The organism is Gottfriedia acidiceleris (genome assembly GCF_023115465.1).
Classification (GTDB): Bacteria; Bacillota; Bacilli; order Bacillales; family Bacillaceae_G; genus Gottfriedia; species Gottfriedia acidiceleris_B.
Genome location: NZ_CP096034.1, coordinates 3856025 through 3874290 on the forward strand (window position 1 = coordinate 3856025; position 18266 = coordinate 3874290).

The 18266-nt window shown below is 34.1% G+C and carries 16 protein-coding genes; 1 reads left to right on the forward strand and 15 read right to left on the reverse strand.

What is annotated here, in order from left to right:
* Positions 1-62: 62 nt before the first annotated feature.
* Both MY490_RS18260 and MY490_RS18265 read right to left on the reverse strand, forming a co-directional pair.
* The gene (locus MY490_RS18260; protein ID WP_432707020.1) at positions 63-1082 is read right to left on the reverse strand and encodes a Bug family tripartite tricarboxylate transporter substrate binding protein; all 1020 of its coding nucleotides are present in this window, start codon (positions 1080-1082) and stop codon (positions 63-65) included.
* A 475-nt stretch (positions 1083-1557) separates the two neighbouring features.
* Positions 1558-3939, reverse strand: a complete 2382-nt coding sequence (locus MY490_RS18265; protein WP_248266948.1) for an immune inhibitor A domain-containing protein — start codon at positions 3937-3939, stop codon at positions 1558-1560.
* A gap of 218 nt (positions 3940-4157) precedes the next feature.
* Between MY490_RS18265 and MY490_RS18270 the strand changes: the two genes are divergently transcribed.
* Positions 4158-4739, forward strand: coding sequence for a DNA-3-methyladenine glycosylase (locus tag MY490_RS18270; RefSeq protein WP_248266949.1), 582 nt, complete (start codon positions 4158-4160; stop codon positions 4737-4739).
* Between the two features lie 78 nt (positions 4740-4817).
* Here MY490_RS18270 and MY490_RS18275 read toward each other — a convergent pair whose 3' ends face one another.
* The 13 genes from MY490_RS18275 to MY490_RS18335 all read right to left on the reverse strand — a co-directional run bounded on the left by MY490_RS18275 (position 4818) and on the right by MY490_RS18335 (position 18242).
* Entirely contained in the window at positions 4818-6464 is a 1647-nt protein-coding gene (locus MY490_RS18275; RefSeq protein WP_248266950.1) for a glycerol-3-phosphate dehydrogenase/oxidase, read from the reverse strand.
* 149 nt (positions 6465-6613) lie between these two features.
* On the reverse strand, positions 6614-8104 hold the full coding sequence (gene glpK, locus MY490_RS18280) for a glycerol kinase GlpK (protein ID WP_248266951.1): 1491 nt from the start codon (positions 8102-8104) through the stop codon (positions 6614-6616).
* A 629-nt stretch (positions 8105-8733) separates the two neighbouring features.
* The gene (locus MY490_RS18285; protein WP_248266952.1) at positions 8734-9969 is read right to left on the reverse strand and encodes a sensor histidine kinase; all 1236 of its coding nucleotides are present in this window, start codon (positions 9967-9969) and stop codon (positions 8734-8736) included.
* A gap of 8 nt (positions 9970-9977) precedes the next feature.
* The gene (locus tag MY490_RS18290) at positions 9978-10649 is read right to left on the reverse strand and encodes a response regulator transcription factor (RefSeq protein WP_248266953.1); all 672 of its coding nucleotides are present in this window, start codon (positions 10647-10649) and stop codon (positions 9978-9980) included.
* A 331-nt stretch (positions 10650-10980) separates the two neighbouring features.
* Complete coding sequence (locus MY490_RS18295; protein WP_248266954.1) at positions 10981-11262, reverse strand: hypothetical protein; 282 nt, start codon at positions 11260-11262, stop codon at positions 10981-10983.
* A 144-nt stretch (positions 11263-11406) separates the two neighbouring features.
* The gene (locus tag MY490_RS18300; RefSeq protein ID WP_248266955.1) at positions 11407-12735 is read right to left on the reverse strand and encodes an LLM class flavin-dependent oxidoreductase; all 1329 of its coding nucleotides are present in this window, start codon (positions 12733-12735) and stop codon (positions 11407-11409) included.
* A 14-nt stretch (positions 12736-12749) separates the two neighbouring features.
* Positions 12750-13283, reverse strand: coding sequence for a GNAT family N-acetyltransferase (locus MY490_RS18305; protein WP_248266956.1), 534 nt, complete (start codon positions 13281-13283; stop codon positions 12750-12752).
* A gap of 15 nt (positions 13284-13298) precedes the next feature.
* Positions 13299-13772: a DinB family protein gene (locus MY490_RS18310; protein WP_248266957.1), complete on the reverse strand. Its 474-nt coding sequence runs from the start codon at positions 13770-13772 to the stop codon at positions 13299-13301.
* A gap of 10 nt (positions 13773-13782) precedes the next feature.
* Entirely contained in the window at positions 13783-14949 is a 1167-nt protein-coding gene (locus MY490_RS18315; RefSeq protein ID WP_248266958.1) for an amidohydrolase, read from the reverse strand.
* Positions 14950-14974: 25 nt separating this feature from the next.
* On the reverse strand, positions 14975-15985 hold the full coding sequence (locus MY490_RS18320) for an LLM class flavin-dependent oxidoreductase (RefSeq protein WP_248266959.1): 1011 nt from the start codon (positions 15983-15985) through the stop codon (positions 14975-14977).
* A gap of 18 nt (positions 15986-16003) precedes the next feature.
* Positions 16004-16756, reverse strand: a complete 753-nt coding sequence (locus MY490_RS18325; RefSeq protein WP_056471409.1) for an amino acid ABC transporter ATP-binding protein — start codon at positions 16754-16756, stop codon at positions 16004-16006.
* Complete coding sequence (locus MY490_RS18330) at positions 16753-17463, reverse strand: amino acid ABC transporter permease (protein WP_248266960.1); 711 nt, start codon at positions 17461-17463, stop codon at positions 16753-16755. The genes MY490_RS18325 and MY490_RS18330 overlap by 4 nt, the downstream gene beginning before the upstream one ends.
* Positions 17460-18242 (reverse strand): amino acid ABC transporter permease, encoded by a 783-nt coding sequence (locus MY490_RS18335; RefSeq protein WP_248266961.1) that lies wholly within the window; start codon positions 18240-18242, stop codon positions 17460-17462. Before MY490_RS18335 ends, MY490_RS18330 begins: the two co-directional genes overlap by 4 nt.
* Between the last annotated feature and the right edge of the window lie 24 nt (positions 18243-18266).

The window sequence follows — 18266 nt, forward strand, 5'->3', positions numbered from 1 at the left end:
ATCTCACCTCTTTATGTTCAGTAATGGAAAAGAAGGAGTGTTTTCCCCCTTCTTTATTTCAACTATTTTTTCATTCCTAATGCTTTTAATAAATCTTGAACTTGTGTTTCTTGTTCTGATAAAAACGAATTGAATTCTTTACCATCTTTATATTCTGGTTGCCAGCCTTGCTTTTGTACTTCTTCTTTCCATTCTTTTGTTTCAACTAATTTTGAAATTGTCTTTTCCCAATAGGAGTATGCATCCTTAGACATTTTCTCCGGCCCAAAGACCCCACGCCAAATGATAAACTCAGCATCAATCCCTTGTTCTTTTGCTGTTGGAAACTCAGACAATACATCTCCTTGTAAACGTTCAGGTGATGTTACTGCTAAAACTTTAACTTTACCTGATTTAACAAACTCAAGCGTACTAGATACATCTGTCGAAATGACATCCGCATTATTACCTAATAATGCTGTTATTGCTTCTGAACCACCATCATAGGATACATACTTAATTTTCGTAGGATCAATTCCATATTTATAAGCAGGTAAAATTCCGATTAAATGATCCATTGACCCTGGAGCAGATCCCCCAGCTAAAGTAATACTCTTCGGATTCTTTTTAATATCATCTAAAAGTGACTTTAAATCCTTATACTTAGAATCAGCCTTTACAACGATTGCACCATAATCCTTTGTTAGCTGAGCTAAAGGTGTACTATTTTTATAGCCATAAGGACTATTTCCCTCTTTTTTCAAGTTGTTAATGATAATAGGTGGTGAGTTTACAAATAATTTTTCATTATTAGCTTTATCTTGGGTAGCATATTCAGCCATGAATACTGTACCGCCACCGCCTGGCTTATTTTCTACCGTCATAGGTTCTTTAACAAGTTTTGTTTCACTTAATACTTTAGTGAACGATCTAGCTGTTAAATCCCATCCGCCCCCTGCTCCTGATGGTGCTACAACCGAAATTGCCTTATTAGGATAAGATGAGTTATTGCTTCCTGTTGATACACTACTACTTTTACATGCTGCAAGACTCACAGCGATTAAAGAAGTCATTACAAACAAACTAGTCTTTTTAAATTTCACCTTTAGTTCCTCCCTTTTTTGAAAACGCTTTCTAATACAAGTATTATAGTTTAATAATTCTGAAAAAAGTTTTTATGAACGTTAAAGACGTAAAATCCATTAAAACCATTTTGTTCATAAAAACCACAATAAACAAAACTCTCCGATTGGCGGAACTTAGGCGGAAACAGATGCGTAGTTGGATATTAAAAATTACTTACTAATAGTAGGTTTACGGGGAACTTGATCCGTTGGGAATTGAGAATTACTTCCTCATAACGGATTTATGGGGACCTTGATTCGCTAAAACTCAAAAATTACTGACTCATAACTGGCACAAGAGGAACCATATACGCTAGAATGCGAAATTAACTTACTCATAACAAGTTATAATGGAGATGAACGAAGATACTATAAAAAACTTATATTTTGAACAGCCTATAAAAACAAAAAAAAATACGAGTCTGAAATGATATCAGACTCGTATTCTTTTATCTTACTTATGAATCCAAACAGCACCAGCTGAATTATCTTTTGCTTCTCCAATTACTTGGAATTTTAATCCGTAGTTAGGTACTTTTCTTCCTGCATCAGGAATTAAAGTATTTTGGTAACTACGTGAATCATCAAACTCTGTTACACCAGTTAGTCCTTTATAATCAAAGATCCCACGAGATGGTGAATTAAAGTAGAATTCAGGAGATTCGTCATAACTGAATGCTGCATCGGCTACTTGGTAACGAGTACTTTGTGACACAGATGGTTTACCATTTAAAGTACCAATAATAGCTTCTGGATGAGCGTCTACAACACCTAAGAAACCTTCACCAGGGTGAACACCTACCCAGTTTTCTGTGTAGCTATCATCCCCATACCAAACTACTAAACCAGTATTATACTTAACCCCACGAGCATATTCTAATGCTTTATCAGAGCCATCATAGTTTCTCCACTCTAAGTAGTAGTAGTGATTTTTAAAATCAGTACCATTTGATACAGTTGCTTTGTCTAATGCAAATGCTGGAGTTCCTTCAGCACCATCAGTAAATTTAACTGCACCGTCAACAGTTAATTTTGCTTCGTCGAAAGCAAACCCTTCAGGAGCTAGTCCACCATCAGTTACATATTCAAACTGAACTTTTACGTTTTTGCCTTTGAATGCAGATAAGTCATAAACTTTATCTACCCAAAGTCCTTTAGATGTTTCAAGTCCACCTGCAGTATTTTCATCACCAATCGTATCAATTGTTGCAAGTTTAGCACCAGTTGCTGCATCTAATACATTTACAAATACATAATCGTAACCATATTCAACTTCATAGTTTGCTTTTACTGCGAAAGTTGCAGTTGTAGCTGTTGTTAAATTAAATACTGGTGAAGTCATTTTAGTGTGAATGTCATCGCCTTTTGTACTATAGTAGTACTTTGCACCAAATTGAGGTTGAATTTTACTTTTTACTTCTTTCTTTGGTAAGTTAACTTTTACTACACCTGGATTATTAGATTTAGTAACACTTTGGTCAATAAAAGTAGCAATACCTTTTTCATCAATATCCTTATAGTCTACTTCGGTCATATTTGCCCAGTTTCCACCATAAGTTTTTTGGAAGTACTCTTTGTTTTGTGGTGAGAAACTTGTAGGTGTTGTACCAGCGATTGCACCGTTCCAACTACCACCACTCATGATTGACCAAGAAGCAACTGGTTCACCATTTCCAGTGTACGCGGTATCGTACTCATCTGGTAATCCTAAATCATGACCAAATTCGTGAGCGAATACACCAACTGCTCCATCTTCTGGCTCAATAGTGTAATCATATGCAGCCATCAATCCGTTCCAATTTGTAGATTTTGATTTTGTTCCTGAGAAAGTAGTTACTCCATTTAAAGTCCAACGATGTGACCAGATTGCTTTATCTCCTAATTTACCGCCACCAGCTTCTTGACCAGTTCCAGCATGAAGAACCATTAAGTGATCCACTAATCCGTCAGGCTCATTAATATTTCCATCGCCATCAAGGTCATAAATATCTAGATCATCAAAATCAGCTAAATTAATACCTGAATTAATTGCAGCACGTAGTGATTCTTTAACTAGATCACGAGGACCTTTTGGTGCTAAGTTATCATGGCCACCAGTTGGGCTATCATCGCCATAATCAGCTGCATTACCAGCAACTGTTAACCAGTTTGTAACAGTCCCCTTAACAGTATAGCTCCCACCAGATTGCTCTTCATAAAATTGTTTAAACGTTTTTACTTTAGAGCCATCGTATAAAGTAAATTCTTTATCTCCAAAAAGCATGTCTTCGTAATGTTTTTTGCTGAAATCATCAGAGTACATGTATCCATTTTGTTTATCAATATTGTTATGTTTGAAATCAGCGAATTCAGTTAAAATTACTAATACCTTATCTTCACGAACTCCGCCGTTATAGCTAGCCTGTTTAGCAGAATCAACTTTTACTACACCAGTTGGTTTGCCTTTTTTATAGTTTTCATGGCCTTTATTTAATTGTGATAGAAGTTGAGCTTTGCGTTTTTCTAGTGTTTCTCTCTGCTTATCAGCAATTATTGAATCTGATTGTGCATTAACTTTCTCTTTATATGCACCTTGTTTTTCTTTTATGTATGCTTGTACTTTTTCTTTAGCTACTTCAGCGCTATCTGATTCTTTGATCACGCCTCTGTCTCTTAAAGCTTTTTCTAATCTTTCTTCATCCACTACGTTTAAATCTAAATAAGGACTTTCTACTAACTGCTTACTTTCAGTAGGAATTGCCGCTTTTGAAGTAACTCCAGTTGAAAAAATGGACATACTTAAAGCTGCTGCAAGTGATACACTCGATAATACCTTCCAGTATGATGGTCTTGCCATAAATCTACACCCCTTTTCAGAATCTTCTAACAAATTATATAGTACTAGCTTAAGGGGTAATGTACAATGAGTAATTATGAATAATTTCTAATGATTAACTTAATCTATTTAATCCATTTTTAATGATTTTTTAACATTAGGAATAGGTACATATACTTATTATGGTGACAAGAAAATACATTTTCTCTTTTTATCAATCAAATTTAGAGGAGTTTATGATGAATTCGACAATAAAAAAAGATTTCTTTTTAAAACCAACTTTACAATTAGCAAAGGAGCTTTTGGGTTGTAAATTAGTTCATCGTACTGATGAATTGGAACTTTCTGGAATAATTGTAGAGACCGAGGCATATATGGGCCCAGATGATCGTGCTGCACATAGTTTTCAAAACCGACGTACGAAGCGGACAGAAATTATGTTTCATGAGCCAGGATTCATCTATACTTATCAAATGCACACTCATACTTTAATAAATGTTGTTTGCGGGGAAGTTGGCATACCTAATGCAGTATTAATTAGAGCACTAGAACCTGTGGACGGGATTGAAAAAATGATCGAATTCCGAAAAAATCAGCCCATTTCTAATTTAACAAATGGACCAGGTAAGCTTACAAAAGCATTGAATATTACGATGGAATCTTATGGAAAACCAATTTGGCTCCCCCCCGTTTACATTAAAGAAGGAATTAAACCAGAACATATTAGTAGTGGACCTAGAATCGGTATTGAAAATACAGGTGAAGCGAGGGACTATCCATGGAGATTTTGGATTACGGAAAATAAATTTGTTTCAAGGTAATAAAAATACCCAGGCTGTTGATGAATTCTCACTTTCAAACAGTCTGGGTATTTTTAATTTCAGATCCTATTTTAAACATCATTCATCAGATGAAAAAACTGCATTTTTTATTTGCTCTTCCAATTCCAAACGATATTCTAAAACTTGGTACTTATTCCAACTTAATCTATTCGCCATATAACGAATCACTTCGTTTTTATACTTATTAACTAGATCAATATGAAAATATAAAAATCCAGTTCTCCTAATAAAAAAGTCGACTGGCTTTACAATCATTTCGTTTTGAATTCCATATTCTAGTTGTAAAAATAATGATAGTGGTAGATTAGAATCATTTTTCAATTCACTAAATGATATATTCATTAAATGTTCTATATTCGATCCGTATATTTTACTTAATCTTTTATATTCCGATTCACTTAATCCAATGGCAATACCAGCAGATGAAAATCGTTTTTTAAAGTAATTAAAACCTTTTGAACCCCCAACATCGCCGCCGGATATTGGTAAAGTTTTAGTCTGACATTCTTTAAATCGATTTCCATTTTCTTTTGAAATAAGGTCTACAATTGTCTCCGCCATTTTCCGGTAGCCTGTTAACTTTCCCCCAGCAATTGAAATTAACCCAGAGGATGATTCCCAAATCTCATCCTTTCTTGAGATTTCAGAAGGATCTTTATCTTCTTCAAAAATTAAAGGACGAATGCCAGCCCAACTTGATTCAATGTCAGTATCTTCCAGTTTTATTGTTGGAAACATATACTGAACACAATTTAATATATATTCTCTATCTTCATTACTTACTTTGGGATTAGCGGTATCTCGATCAAAAAATGTATCTGTTGTACCAACATAAGTCTTTCCGTCTCTTGGAATTGCAAAGACCATCCGACCGTCCACCGTATCAAAATAGACAGACTGATTTAGAGGGAACTTCTTATGATCAATTACTAAATGAACCCCTTTAGTTAGTTTAAGATTTTTATCACTTTCTAATCGTTCCATTTCTCTAAGCTGGTCAACCCATGGTCCGGTTGCGTTAACAATCCTCTTTGCCCGAATTTTAAAAGGTACTTTCGTTATTAAATCAATTGCTTTGACCCCTACTATTTTATTATTTTCATAGATGAAATCTATTACTTCTACATAATTGATTGCCTGTGCTCCGTGTTCAACTGCTTTTTTTATTACTTCAATTGTAAGGCGAGCATCATCGGTTCGATATTCAACGTAATATCCTCCAGCTTTAAGCCCTTCTCTTTTAACTAATGGCTCCTTTTCTATCGTTTCTTTTCGATTTAACATTTTTCTCCGCTCATCTTTTTTTACACCAGCTAAGTAGTCATATAATCTAAGGCCAATAGAAGTAGTAAACTTACCAAAAGTCCCACCCTTATATATGGGCAGTAGCATCCTTTCAGGTGTAGTCACATGTGGACCATTTTCATAAACAATTGCACGTTCTTTACCAACCTCTGCTACCATTTTAAATTCATATTGTTTTAAATATCGTAAACCACCATGAACTAGCTTAGTAGAACGACTAGAAGTACCCGATGCAAAATCCTGCATCTCAACTAGGGCCGTACTCATCCCTCTAGTAGTTGCATCAAGTGCAATACCACAACCAGTTATTCCTCCACCAATTACTAATAAATCGAACTCTTTTTCAGCTAATGTTTTCTTAATCCTTTTCCTATTTAAACTTGAAAATTGTTCTTCCATTGTAAAACCTCACTTCAACAAATTTTCTAGTTGTCTTAAAAAAGCGACACAAAAAGAAATCAATCTAAAATGAAAAAGGACCGCTACAATTACATCTGCATGTAGAAAGGTCCTAGAGTTTCGAATTAAAAAATATTTAAGTGGGTTACTTATTTAAATGCTAAAGTGGCATTTACTGCTTTTTTCCAACCTGAATATAGCTCATTACTTAATTCAGTTGTCATTTGTTGTTCAAAGCATCGATCCATTTGCCATTGTCCGGCTATTTCTTCTCGGTTTTTCCAAAATCCAACTGCTAAACCAGCTAAAAATGCAGCACCTAAGGCTGTTGTTTCGTTTATTAAAGCCCGTTCTACAGGTACATTCAAAATATCACTTTGAAATTGCATCAAGAAATTATTCTTAACAGCTCCCCCGTCTACTCGTAACGTTTTTAACGAAATAGTTGAATCCGCCTCCATTGCTGTAAGCACATCTTTTGTTTGATATGCAAGTGCTTCTAATGTAGCACGGATAAAATGTTCTTTAGATGTACCTCTTGTTAACCCAAATATTGCTCCACGGACATCACTATCCCAATATGGTGTTCCTAGACCTACAAAAGCAGGTACAACATAAACTCCATCAGATGAGGTTACTCTAGTAGCATATTTCTCACTATCTACAGCATTTTTAATCATTCTTAAACCATCACGTAACCATTGAATAGCAGAACCTGCAACAAATATACTTCCTTCAAGTGCATATTCAACTTTTCCGTCTATTCCCCATGCAATTGTAGTTAATAATCCATGATTTGATTTAACTGCATGATTTCCCGTATTCATAAGCATGAAGCATCCGGTTCCATATGTGTTTTTAGCCATTCCCTTTTCAAAACAGGCCTGACCAAATAAAGCTGCTTGCTGATCGCCCGCTATGCCAGCAATTGGAATCTCATTTCCAAAAAAATGATAACTTACAGTATTAGCATATACTTCTGAAGAAGGGTGGACACTTGGAAGCATACACTCAGGAACATCCAATATTTTCAATAAATCTTTATCCCATTTTAATTCATGAATATTATACATCATCGTTCTAGAAGCATTTGAATAGTCTGTAACATGTGCCCTGCCTCCAGAAAGCTTCCACACTAACCAAGTATCAATCGTTCCAAATAATAAATCTCCTGCCTCTGCCTTTTCTCTAGCACCATCAATCTGATCAAGAATCCATTTTACTTTCGTACCAGAAAAGTAAGCATCAATTAATAGGCCTGTTTTTTCGCGAACTATTGAATCATAACCGTATGTTTTCAGTTCCTCACAAATTTCGGCTGTTTGTCTTGATTGCCAAACGATGGCATTATAGATTGGAGCCCCAGTATGTTTATCCCAAACTACAGTCGTTTCACGTTGGTTAGTAATCCCAATTCCGCTAATTTGATCATGACGAATATTCGATTCTGCAAGGCACGTTGCAATGACCGCAAGTACTGAACCCCAAATCTCATTTGCGTTATGCTCTACCCAACCTGGATGTGGAAAATACTGTGTAAACTCTTTTTGAGCTGTATGTACAATCTTACCTTCTTTATCAAACAAAATTGCTCTTGAGCTAGTCGTACCTTGGTCAAGTGATAAAATATATTTTTCCATCTCAAATGACCTCCTTACTATTATTTTATGTAGGTGTGATTTAAAAATGCGACTTAGTATCTATTTAAAGAGGAATGCTGATTTCCACGCTTTATTCTAGGAATAAATCAAAAGATATTTACGAACTAATATCTGTGAAAGAAGAACGTTGATTTCCTCTACAGGTGCCCGCTTTCCAGGGAGCGGAATCTGAGCCTCCTCGTTCCTGGTGGGTCTTGAGCCTTCCCACTAATCCCATAGGAGTCGAACAACCTTTCGTTCCAATCAACTTCTCTTTGACTATTCTTAATTTTCATTTTTAATACTATTTGTAAAATCAAGATTTACCAAGAATACTTCTCACTTATTATATAAAAAATTTTTATACACATAATCACTTAAATACATATTCTATTTAACAATTAATGATTCCTTTCTTACAAGTACTGTATTGTAAATCCCTCACTTTTTCTCCCAATAAAAAAACCTACCTAGTTCAGTAGATTTTCTCACTTAATATTAAATTCTTTTGTTTTAATTAATTTTATTGTAGTTTATCGTTATTTCTTAGGAAATAATGTCGGAAATATACTTTATTTTCTTGTGAAATCATGAAATGACTTTCTTAAATAGCTACAATGTCTTGACATTTAACTGTTTTTTGAAGAGGATATTATCGGTAAAGATACTTCAAAACTAGTCCCTTCACTTATTTTACTTTGAACTTTGATTTTCCCACCATGTTCTTCAACAATCCATTTTGCAATTGATAAGCCAAGTCCAATTCCACTTTTTGATGTACGTGAGACATCTTCTTGGAAGAAACGGTCAAAAATTCGAGGAAGGTTTTCTTCTTTTATTCCCGCACCACTATCTATAACCTTAATTAGAAAATTATTTTTCACTTGTTCACAGCTAATTTGAATCGTATCATTTTCGTTTGTAAATTTCATTGCATTATCGATTAAAATTACAAGTAATTGGTGAATTCTTTCTTGATCACCAAAATAAAAATACGTATCTTTAATAGATAAAAATATTTCTTTACTTTGAAATGATATGATTTCAGTAAAGTGTGAAACAACTTCTTCTAACAATTCATTTAAGGAGAATATTTTTTTATTTAATTGTATTTGCCCTGAATCTGATCTCGCTAGGGTTAATAAGCTTGCTACTAATTTAGAAAGGCGCCTATTCTCTTTTAACATAATTGAAAAGTCTTGTGCCTTTTCTTCGATTGTTGCACCTGGCTCTCTAAGCAATAACTCCAAACGTGATTGAATTACGGTTAAAGGAGTTCGAATTTCATGAGAAGCATCTGATACAAACTCTTGTTGTTTTTGCCATGCGTTTGTTATTGGTACGAGTGCACGTCCAGCCAAAATATAACCTGCTACAACTGATAATGCACTTCCCAGAACCCAACCAACGATTAATATGATTAATAATGTATCAACTAAATCCTTTTCTGAGTCGATATTCCTTAATATTTGTAGTGTAATTTTCCCTCGATTTGTCTCACCTTGAATTGAAATCGTTCGATAATTCATATCACCGATTTTATCATTATATATTTCGTTTATTTTTGTAGGATATTTAAGTTCATCTTGTATAATAATCGCATTCATACCTGGCATGGGATTTACTAATTTTTTATTTTCATCCCACATGATCATTAAAACACGTGGATCCCGATTGGAAATTGGTAAACGATTTGGATTATCACTATTTTGTATACGGTTAATATTCCATAAAAGTGATTGATCAACTTCTTTATATAAACGATTATTCGTATAGGAATAAATAATTAAAGAAAGAATTCCTATTAATAAGATAAATACTACTGAATTTATAATCGTTAATCGAATTTTTGTTTTCTTAAACATCTCTTCACCTAGTCATCTTTCATAATATATCCGATTCCTCTGACAGTCTTAATCATACTACCATAATTAAATGGCTCTAGTTTTTTTCGAAGTTGATGTACATATACTTCAACGATTGCAACAGTAGTATCAGAATCAAATCCCCAAATTCTATCAAAAATTTGTTCTTTCATTAAAATCTTGCCTTGGTTTTGAATGAAGTATTCTAGTAATTCATATTGTTTGATTGTTAAATGGGTCGATTCATTATTTATTTCAACAGGATGTTCTTTTCCTTTTAAAATGATTCCTTGATATTTCAATGAACTATCAATTGTTAATTTACCACTTCTTCTAAGTAATGCATAAATTCTTGCTAGTAACTCCGGCCCTTGAAATGGTTTTACTAAATAATCGTCAGCTCCTAAGTTTAATCCCTCTACACGATCTTCTAGTGAATCTTTGGCAGTTAGGAAAAGAACTGGTGTATGTACCCCTACTTTTCTTAAGTCCTTAACAATTTCAAAACCATTTTTCTCAGGCAGCATTACATCTAATACAATTACATCATATATGTTTTGCATCGCTAAGAAAAAGCCTTCTTCCCCTTCTAACGCCTTATCTACTTTAAAATCATTAGCTAATAATTCAACGATTGAATTTAAAACTTCTATATGATCTTCTACAACTAAAATTCTCACTTTTTTGCCTCCATTAGACTAAAAAGAAGCGTTCATCAAATAACAACGCTCCCCTTAATTTATTCAAATCGTACTGCTTGAATTGGTCTCATACTTGAAGTTCTACAGGGAATACCTTAAAAATTCATCCCAACTAATAGAGTAAAGATTACAGGTAAATTGAATGCAATAACTGTGATAGAATACAGTTTTGTTACACTTACACTTATCATACCACCAAATGAGCTAAGTACGAATGATCCGATTAAAAATTGTAATTGTATATCTGTTTACCGAATGTAGTTTGAAAGTTTTTATAATCTTTACTATATGCAACAACTGTGGCTTTCCCTTAATTGTTGCTACCTGATGAACCGCCTGGTTGTTGATTGAAATAACCTCCGCCACCATTTTGTGGGAAGCCTCCTCCATTTCGGATGTTTCTCATCATTTCCGTTCGATTATTATTTTTATAACTTAAATAGCCCACTCCAATTAACGTAAAAATGCCAATTACTAAATTGATAATTAATAAAATAGAAATGACTTTAGGCGAAAAAGCACCCGTAGTTGAACGATTCTTCAAATTCGTTTTTTGGTTTTTTTCTACTAGATTTGATTCTAAATCTTCCATCTTGATTCCACTCCTTCAATTCAATTAATTGAATTATGTAATAGAATCCTTAATTTTTACTTAATAACTAATTAATTTTGACTTTTTAGGATAAAAATCATAAAAAAACCACCTGTCTAAGATGGTTTTCGATCAATTTAAAGATTAGTTTTTAACGAGATTAGTAATATAACGATTTTCAGGAATTTGTAATCCTAAGTTTCCTCTCAAAGTTGTGGATTCATATTCTGTACGATAGATTCCTCGTTCCTGTAATAATGGAATGACTTGCTCCGTAAAATCCTTTAATGCACTTGGAATTGCAGAATAAATCATTAAACCGTCAGCTGCTTCCTGTTCATACCACTCTTGAATTAGATTAGCAATTTTTTCCGGGGTGCCAATAAATGCACTTCTAGGAGTAGCAGCTTGTAATGCTACCTGTCTAAGTGTTAATCCTTTTTCTTTCGCTTCTTTCTTTATTTTATCTGTATTACTTCTAAAACTATTTTTTCCTAAATCACCAATGTCTGGGAAAGGTTCATCTAAAGGATATTGTGAAAAGTCATGATGCTCAAAGAAACGACCTAAATAATCCAATGCATTTTCAATACTTGTTAAATTAACAAGATCTAAATATTTTTGCTCTGCCTCCTCTTCGGTTTGCCCAACTATTGGAGCAATGCCAGGGAAAATAACGATATCATCTTTTGATCTGCCGTATGCTACTGCACGATTCTTTACATCTTTATAAAATTGCTTAGCTTCTTCTAGATTATCATGACCAGTAAACACTGCGTCAGCTGCTTTAGCAGCTAATTCCTTACCACTCTCTGAAGATCCAGCTTGAAACACAACTGGTTGACCTTGTTTAGAACGTCCGATATTAAGAGGACCTTCTACTTGAAAATACTTCCCTTCATAATTTAATCTGTGAAGCTTCTTTGGATCAAAAAATACACCTGATTCTTTATCTCGAACAAACGCGTCATCTTCCCAAGAATCCCATAGACCTCTAGTTATTTCTAAATGCTCTTCTGCAATTTTATATCGATCATCATGTGAAGGGTGACCATTTCTACTATAGTTTTTAGCAGAGCCTTCAAGTGGAGAGGTAACTAAATTCCATCCAGCACGCCCATTACTTATATGGTCAATTGACATGAATTGTCTTGCTACAGTAAATGGTTCACTATAGGTAGTTGAGAGCGTACCAACTAGGCCTATATTCTTTGTAACTCCTGCTAATGCCGATAAGATGGTAATTGGTTCAAAACGATTTAAAAAATGTGGTATCGACTTTTCAGTTATATATAATCCATCTGCAATAAAAACTAAATCAAATTTTCCGTTCTCAGCTAATTTCACTTGCTCTTGATAATAGGAAAAATTAACACTTGCGTCCGTTTGAACCTCAGGATGGCGCCAGCCAGACATACTGCCTCCTACTCCATGAACTAGTGCTCCAAGCTTTAGTTTTTTTCTTTCTGTCATTTTTTTCCCCTCCATTAATTTAATAATATTGCTGTATCTTTAATATTTAGTTCATAGCTTTTAACAAGGATATCTCCATTCATAAACTCATATTGTTTAGCGCGTTGAAACCCTATTTTTTCATATAAACTAATAGCAGACTTCATCATATCTGATGTATGAAGAACAATTCTGTCCGATCCCCACTCTAATGAAAGATTGCAGCTTGCTTTTATTAATTCTGTCGCAATCCCTAATCCTCTTGCTTTAGGAGAAACACCTATTAAGCGAATAATTGGATAATTAATCTCTAACTCAGGTAAGCCATATGCTTTTTCTGCAGAGTCATAGATAAAACATGCTCCTAATAGTACATTATCCACAGTGGCAACAAGCTTTGTCTTAGTGTGGCTGTTATCAGTAGCATCAATAATACTATTTTTATAGTTTTCCCATTGTTCTTTTGAAAGAATAGAAGCATATTGTTCATACGCATCGATTAACACTTTTTTTATATTATCTATTTCACTTGGTTTAGACTCTCTAATAATTAAGCGATTTGAAGACATAGCCTACCTCCTCAATTAAATTAAGCTATATTCATACAAAATACGTTGTATTTGTTTTAAATGAAGATGAACATGTGATATAAAAGATTTAATGATATCCTCAACTGTAACGTTTGCATTTTGAGGATTAATCCCGCTCTTCTTCCAATCATCACTTGTTATTCTTTTAAGCAATTGGCTATTGTAATATAAAATAGCACGATATGTTTCTAGTACATCTGCAACATTACCATCGTTTGCATATTGCCCTGCAATCCATTTATCTTGATTAAAAGCAGGTAATTGAACACTTGATCCAGCTAAAACTTCCCTTAGTCGAAAGTTCACTACAAATGCATGATCTAATAAATGAGTTAGCACTTCTACAATACTCCACGATCTTTCATTTTTCTTCCAATGCAGTTTCTCTTTTGAAAGATTTGAAGTTTTTTGCGATAGTAAGTCAAAAAGCTGATTAAATTCACTTATTTCAATTGATAAAGTACTCATCTATTTCCTCCTATATTTTGACTACACTTTTTGAAAGTTCATTCAGTATTGTGATAGAAAAATCTGTAAAAAAACTAATACTTAGCGGGATTGCTTTCTCATCAAGATCAAATTTTGGATGATGCCACTCATATTTTCCTGAAGTTCCAAAAAATACGAATAAACCTGGAATCTCTTCTAAGTAATAGGAAAAATCTTCACTTGCTGTAGATACAGACGGCTCAATTACATGTAAGCCTTGTTTAGTTGCTACATCTCTTGCAATTCGAGCTAATTTTTCATCATTCACAACAGCGGGTGGACCAGGATTCCAAGTCGTATGAACATCCGTTCTAAAAGCATCACCAACAGACTTACTAATTTCATTTAACCGATTTTGAATGTTCTGTCTGACTTCCATTTTAAAGGTACGAACTGTCCCACTAAAAACCGCTTTGTCTGCGATCACATTTGATGCTTTCCCACTATGGAATTTTGTTACACTTACAACTGCATTTTCAAGTGGACTAATATTACGGCTCACAATCGATTGAAGCGATGTAACAATATGTGATGCAGTAAGGATTGAATCTAGCCCAGCTTCAGGTACAGCTGCATGGCTCGATTTCCCATTTATTTCAACAGTAAATCCGTCGGCAGCTGCCATTAAAGGACCTGATTTAATCCCAATCGTTCCAACTGTTAAATCAGGTTTATTATGCATACCAATAATCACTTTTGTATCCTTTAATACATTAGTTTTAATAATTTCTAATGCACCTTTTCCAATTTCTTCTGCAGGTTGAAATAGAATCTGTACTTTTCCCGGCAACTCACTTTCAAATTCCTTCAATAAAATGGCTGTACCCAAGATTGCAACTGTATGAAAATCATGTCCACAAGCGTGCATCTTATTTGGATTTTCTGATGAAAAAGGTAATCCTGTTTCCTCTTGAATTGGAAGTGCATCAATGTCTGCCCTAATTGCGATTGTAGAACCTTTTCGATCGTCACCGATTTCTGCAACAAGTCCTGTTTTTAAAGGTAAAGGTAGGATCCGTATGTTATACTCTGTTAAAAGTTGAACAAGTGTGGCTGTTGTTTTATATTCTTCAAACGCTAACTCTGGAATCGCATGTAAACTCCTTCTTATTTGAATTAGCTTTTCAAGTAGTACATCAGATAGTTCAAATTTCATGGTTTTCAACTCCTAAACTATTAAGTCAGACTGTTATTTCTGTGAAAGCCTCTTTCATTAATTGCAGCGAACGAACTCTTTGTTCAAAATCTGGAATTAATGATGTGAAAATAAATTCATCAATACCGTATTCTTTTTGATATTCAAAAATTCTTTTCTGAAAAGTTTCTTTTGTTCCCTTAAGAACGTCTGCCTCTCGAACTTCTGTAGTATAGGTTTGACCAGCTTGTTTAGCGTAAATCTCTGCTTGCTCAAGCGTGCCGAGATTTACAATTTGCCCATTTCCTAATGTAACTCGCACAGTTTGTAATTGATCTGATAGTTTAAGTGCTTCCTCTTCCGTTTCAGTCACAATCGTAGACAAGGCTAAAATAAACTTTGGTTTTCGACCACTTTGATGATTAAAGGAATTATGATAAGCCTTGGTGGCTTCCTTTGCTGCCACTGGGTCATTATTTATGAATAATGCAAATGCATATGGATAGCCCTTTTTAGCTGCAAATTTTGCACTTGATACACTTGTTCCTAATAAAAATAGTGGAACTCTAATCTGTGGTAATGGAGAAGCTTGTAAAGAATCAAACGAACTTACTTCTGAAGCATCCTGATATAAAAAATTTTCTAGTTCATCAATTTTCTCTTCAAGAGATTGAGATTCTTTCAAGTTTTTTTGGAGCTCTTGGCTAGATTTTGGAAATCCGCCCGGTGCTCTTCCTATGCCAAGCTCTACTCTATTTGGTGACAAATTAGCTAATACATTAAAGTTTTCTGCTACTTTATATGGACTATAATGCTGTAACATTACCCCACCTGAACCAACAGAAATTCGTTCAGTTTTAGCAAGAATATGTGAAACAAGCACTTCTGGAGATGATCCAGCAATTCCCTGTGAATTGTGGTGCTCTGATACCCAAAATCGATTAAATCCTAATCTTTCAGCTTCTTTTGCTAGATTTATAGTGTTTATAAGTACTTCATTTGCAGTTTGACCAGGAAAAATAATACTTTGATCTAAGAATCCATATTTAAGCCCCATATTCTTTCCTCCATTTTTTTAAATATAGTACATGTCTTCCTCTGAAAATCGTTTTAAAAACTGAATTGTTCTTTCTTCTTTAGGTGATTGAAAGATAGCCTTGGGATTCCCTTCTTCAACAATTATGCCGCCGTCCATAAACACAACATGATTAGCAACATCCCTAGCAAATGCCATTTCATGTGTGACGATAATCATTGTAATTCCTTCTTTTGCTATTTTTCGTATAATCGCTAGTACTTCACCTACTAATTCAGGGTCTAAAGCAGAGGTTGGTTCGTCGAATAAAATGACCTCTGGATTTAAAGCAAGGGCGCGAGCAATTCCTACTCTTTGTTGCTGCCCGCCGGATAACTGTAGAGGGTAAGAATCTAACTTGTTTCCTAAGCCTACTTTCTCAAGTAATTCAGCGCTTTTTTTGTATGCTGCTTCCTTAGACCATTTTTTAGCTACTATTAATCCTTCCATTACATTTTCAACTACTGTTTTATTTTTAAATAAATTAAATTGTTGGAATACCATAGCTGTTTTCTGGCGCAATGAAAGAATTTCTGTTTTTGAAGCTTGACTAAAATCTACTTTAAAATCGTCTATTGTAATTTTTCCTTTATTTGGTTTCTCTAAATAATTTATACAACGAAGTAAAGTTGTTTTTCCTGATCCACTAGGACCTAGAATTGCGACGACTTCGCCTTTATTAACTGTTAAATCTATACCTTTTAACACATGATTTTTTCCAAAGGACTTTGTTACATTCGTTAAAGTAATCATTTCACTCCCCCTCGACTAAAGACGCTAAATCTCTTCTCTAATAAACTTGTCATTCTTTCAATAACTAATGTAATTCCCCAGAAAATTAGTGCGGCTGCAATATATGCCTCGAAAAACTTCCAATTTGTAGAAGCAACAATTTGTGCCTTTGCGTTTATATCTACAACAGAAACAATAAATGCCAAAGTTGATCCATGCAGCATTCCAATAAATGTATTTGATAAATTTGGTAAACTTACAGCGAAGGCTTGTGGAAATACAATTCTTCTTAGTGCTTGTGTTGTTGTCATACCAACTGAATAAGCAGCCTCAATTTGTCCTCGATCTATATTTGTAATTCCAGCTCTAACCACTTCTGATAAATACGCACCTGCTGTAATAGAAAAGGAAGTAATTGCAAAAGCCGTCATAGGAATTGATGATGAATTAAATGCAAAATGATAATGTTCAGCAAGTGAATCTAATAGCATTGACATTGAATAATAAATAATTAACAAGTGTGTAATCATCGGCGTTCCTCGAATAATCGTAACGTAACTAGATGCTGCCTGACTAAATATTGGAACCTTATAAATACGAACAATAGCCGTAAAAGTTCCTATTACAAATCCAATAAGGACTGACAAAAAAGTTATGAAAAGTGTAGTTGGAATTGCAGGTAGTATTTGTATAAATGCCTCCCAAATAAATGAGAAATCTAGTTTCATAATCTCGTACCTTCTTTCACAACAACGACATCACGATTCATTTTTCCAAATATGTTACGGATTTTAAAAGTTTTTTCTTTCTTTTCAACACTTGTTCTTTCATATTTTCCAAATCGGCTTTCTAATAAGATAAATCCTTTTTCAAGAAAGACACTTAAAATAAAATAAACGAGAGCAAGTGCAAGATAGGATTCAATAAAATGACGATTTAGTAAACCTAATGTTTGTGATTGCCCTGTTAGCTCCATTACCCCAAGAGTGAATGCTAATGATGTATCTTTTAATGTTCCTATTAATAAGTTTCCTAAAATAGGGATCCATATTGCGAATGCTTGTGGTGCTATGATTCTCTTAAAAGCCTGATATCCGTCCATTCCAACAGAATAAGCTGCTTCAATTTGCCCTCTATCTACAGCACTAACTGATGCACGAATACCTTCTGAAATAAAAGCTGCACTGTGTAATCCGTATGTTAAAATGACAAAATATAAAACATCAATTCTACTAACATCTACTTCTACTAGTTTTAATAGCTCTGGTACGCCATAATAAATTAAAAATAATTGAATTAAAATAGGAGTTCCCCTAAAAAATGAAACATATATTTGCGAGATTCTTTGAAAAATTGGTACCTTATACATTCTAGGTAAGGCTACAAGTAAGCCAACACCTAACCCTACTAAAATAGAACTCCCTACAATGATTAACGAAATCTTTATAAAAGGTAGTAATTTAATAAAATATTCAAAGATCAATCCAGCTTTAAAATCAGCACCCATTCTTTCTCACCCTTTTGGTTTTAG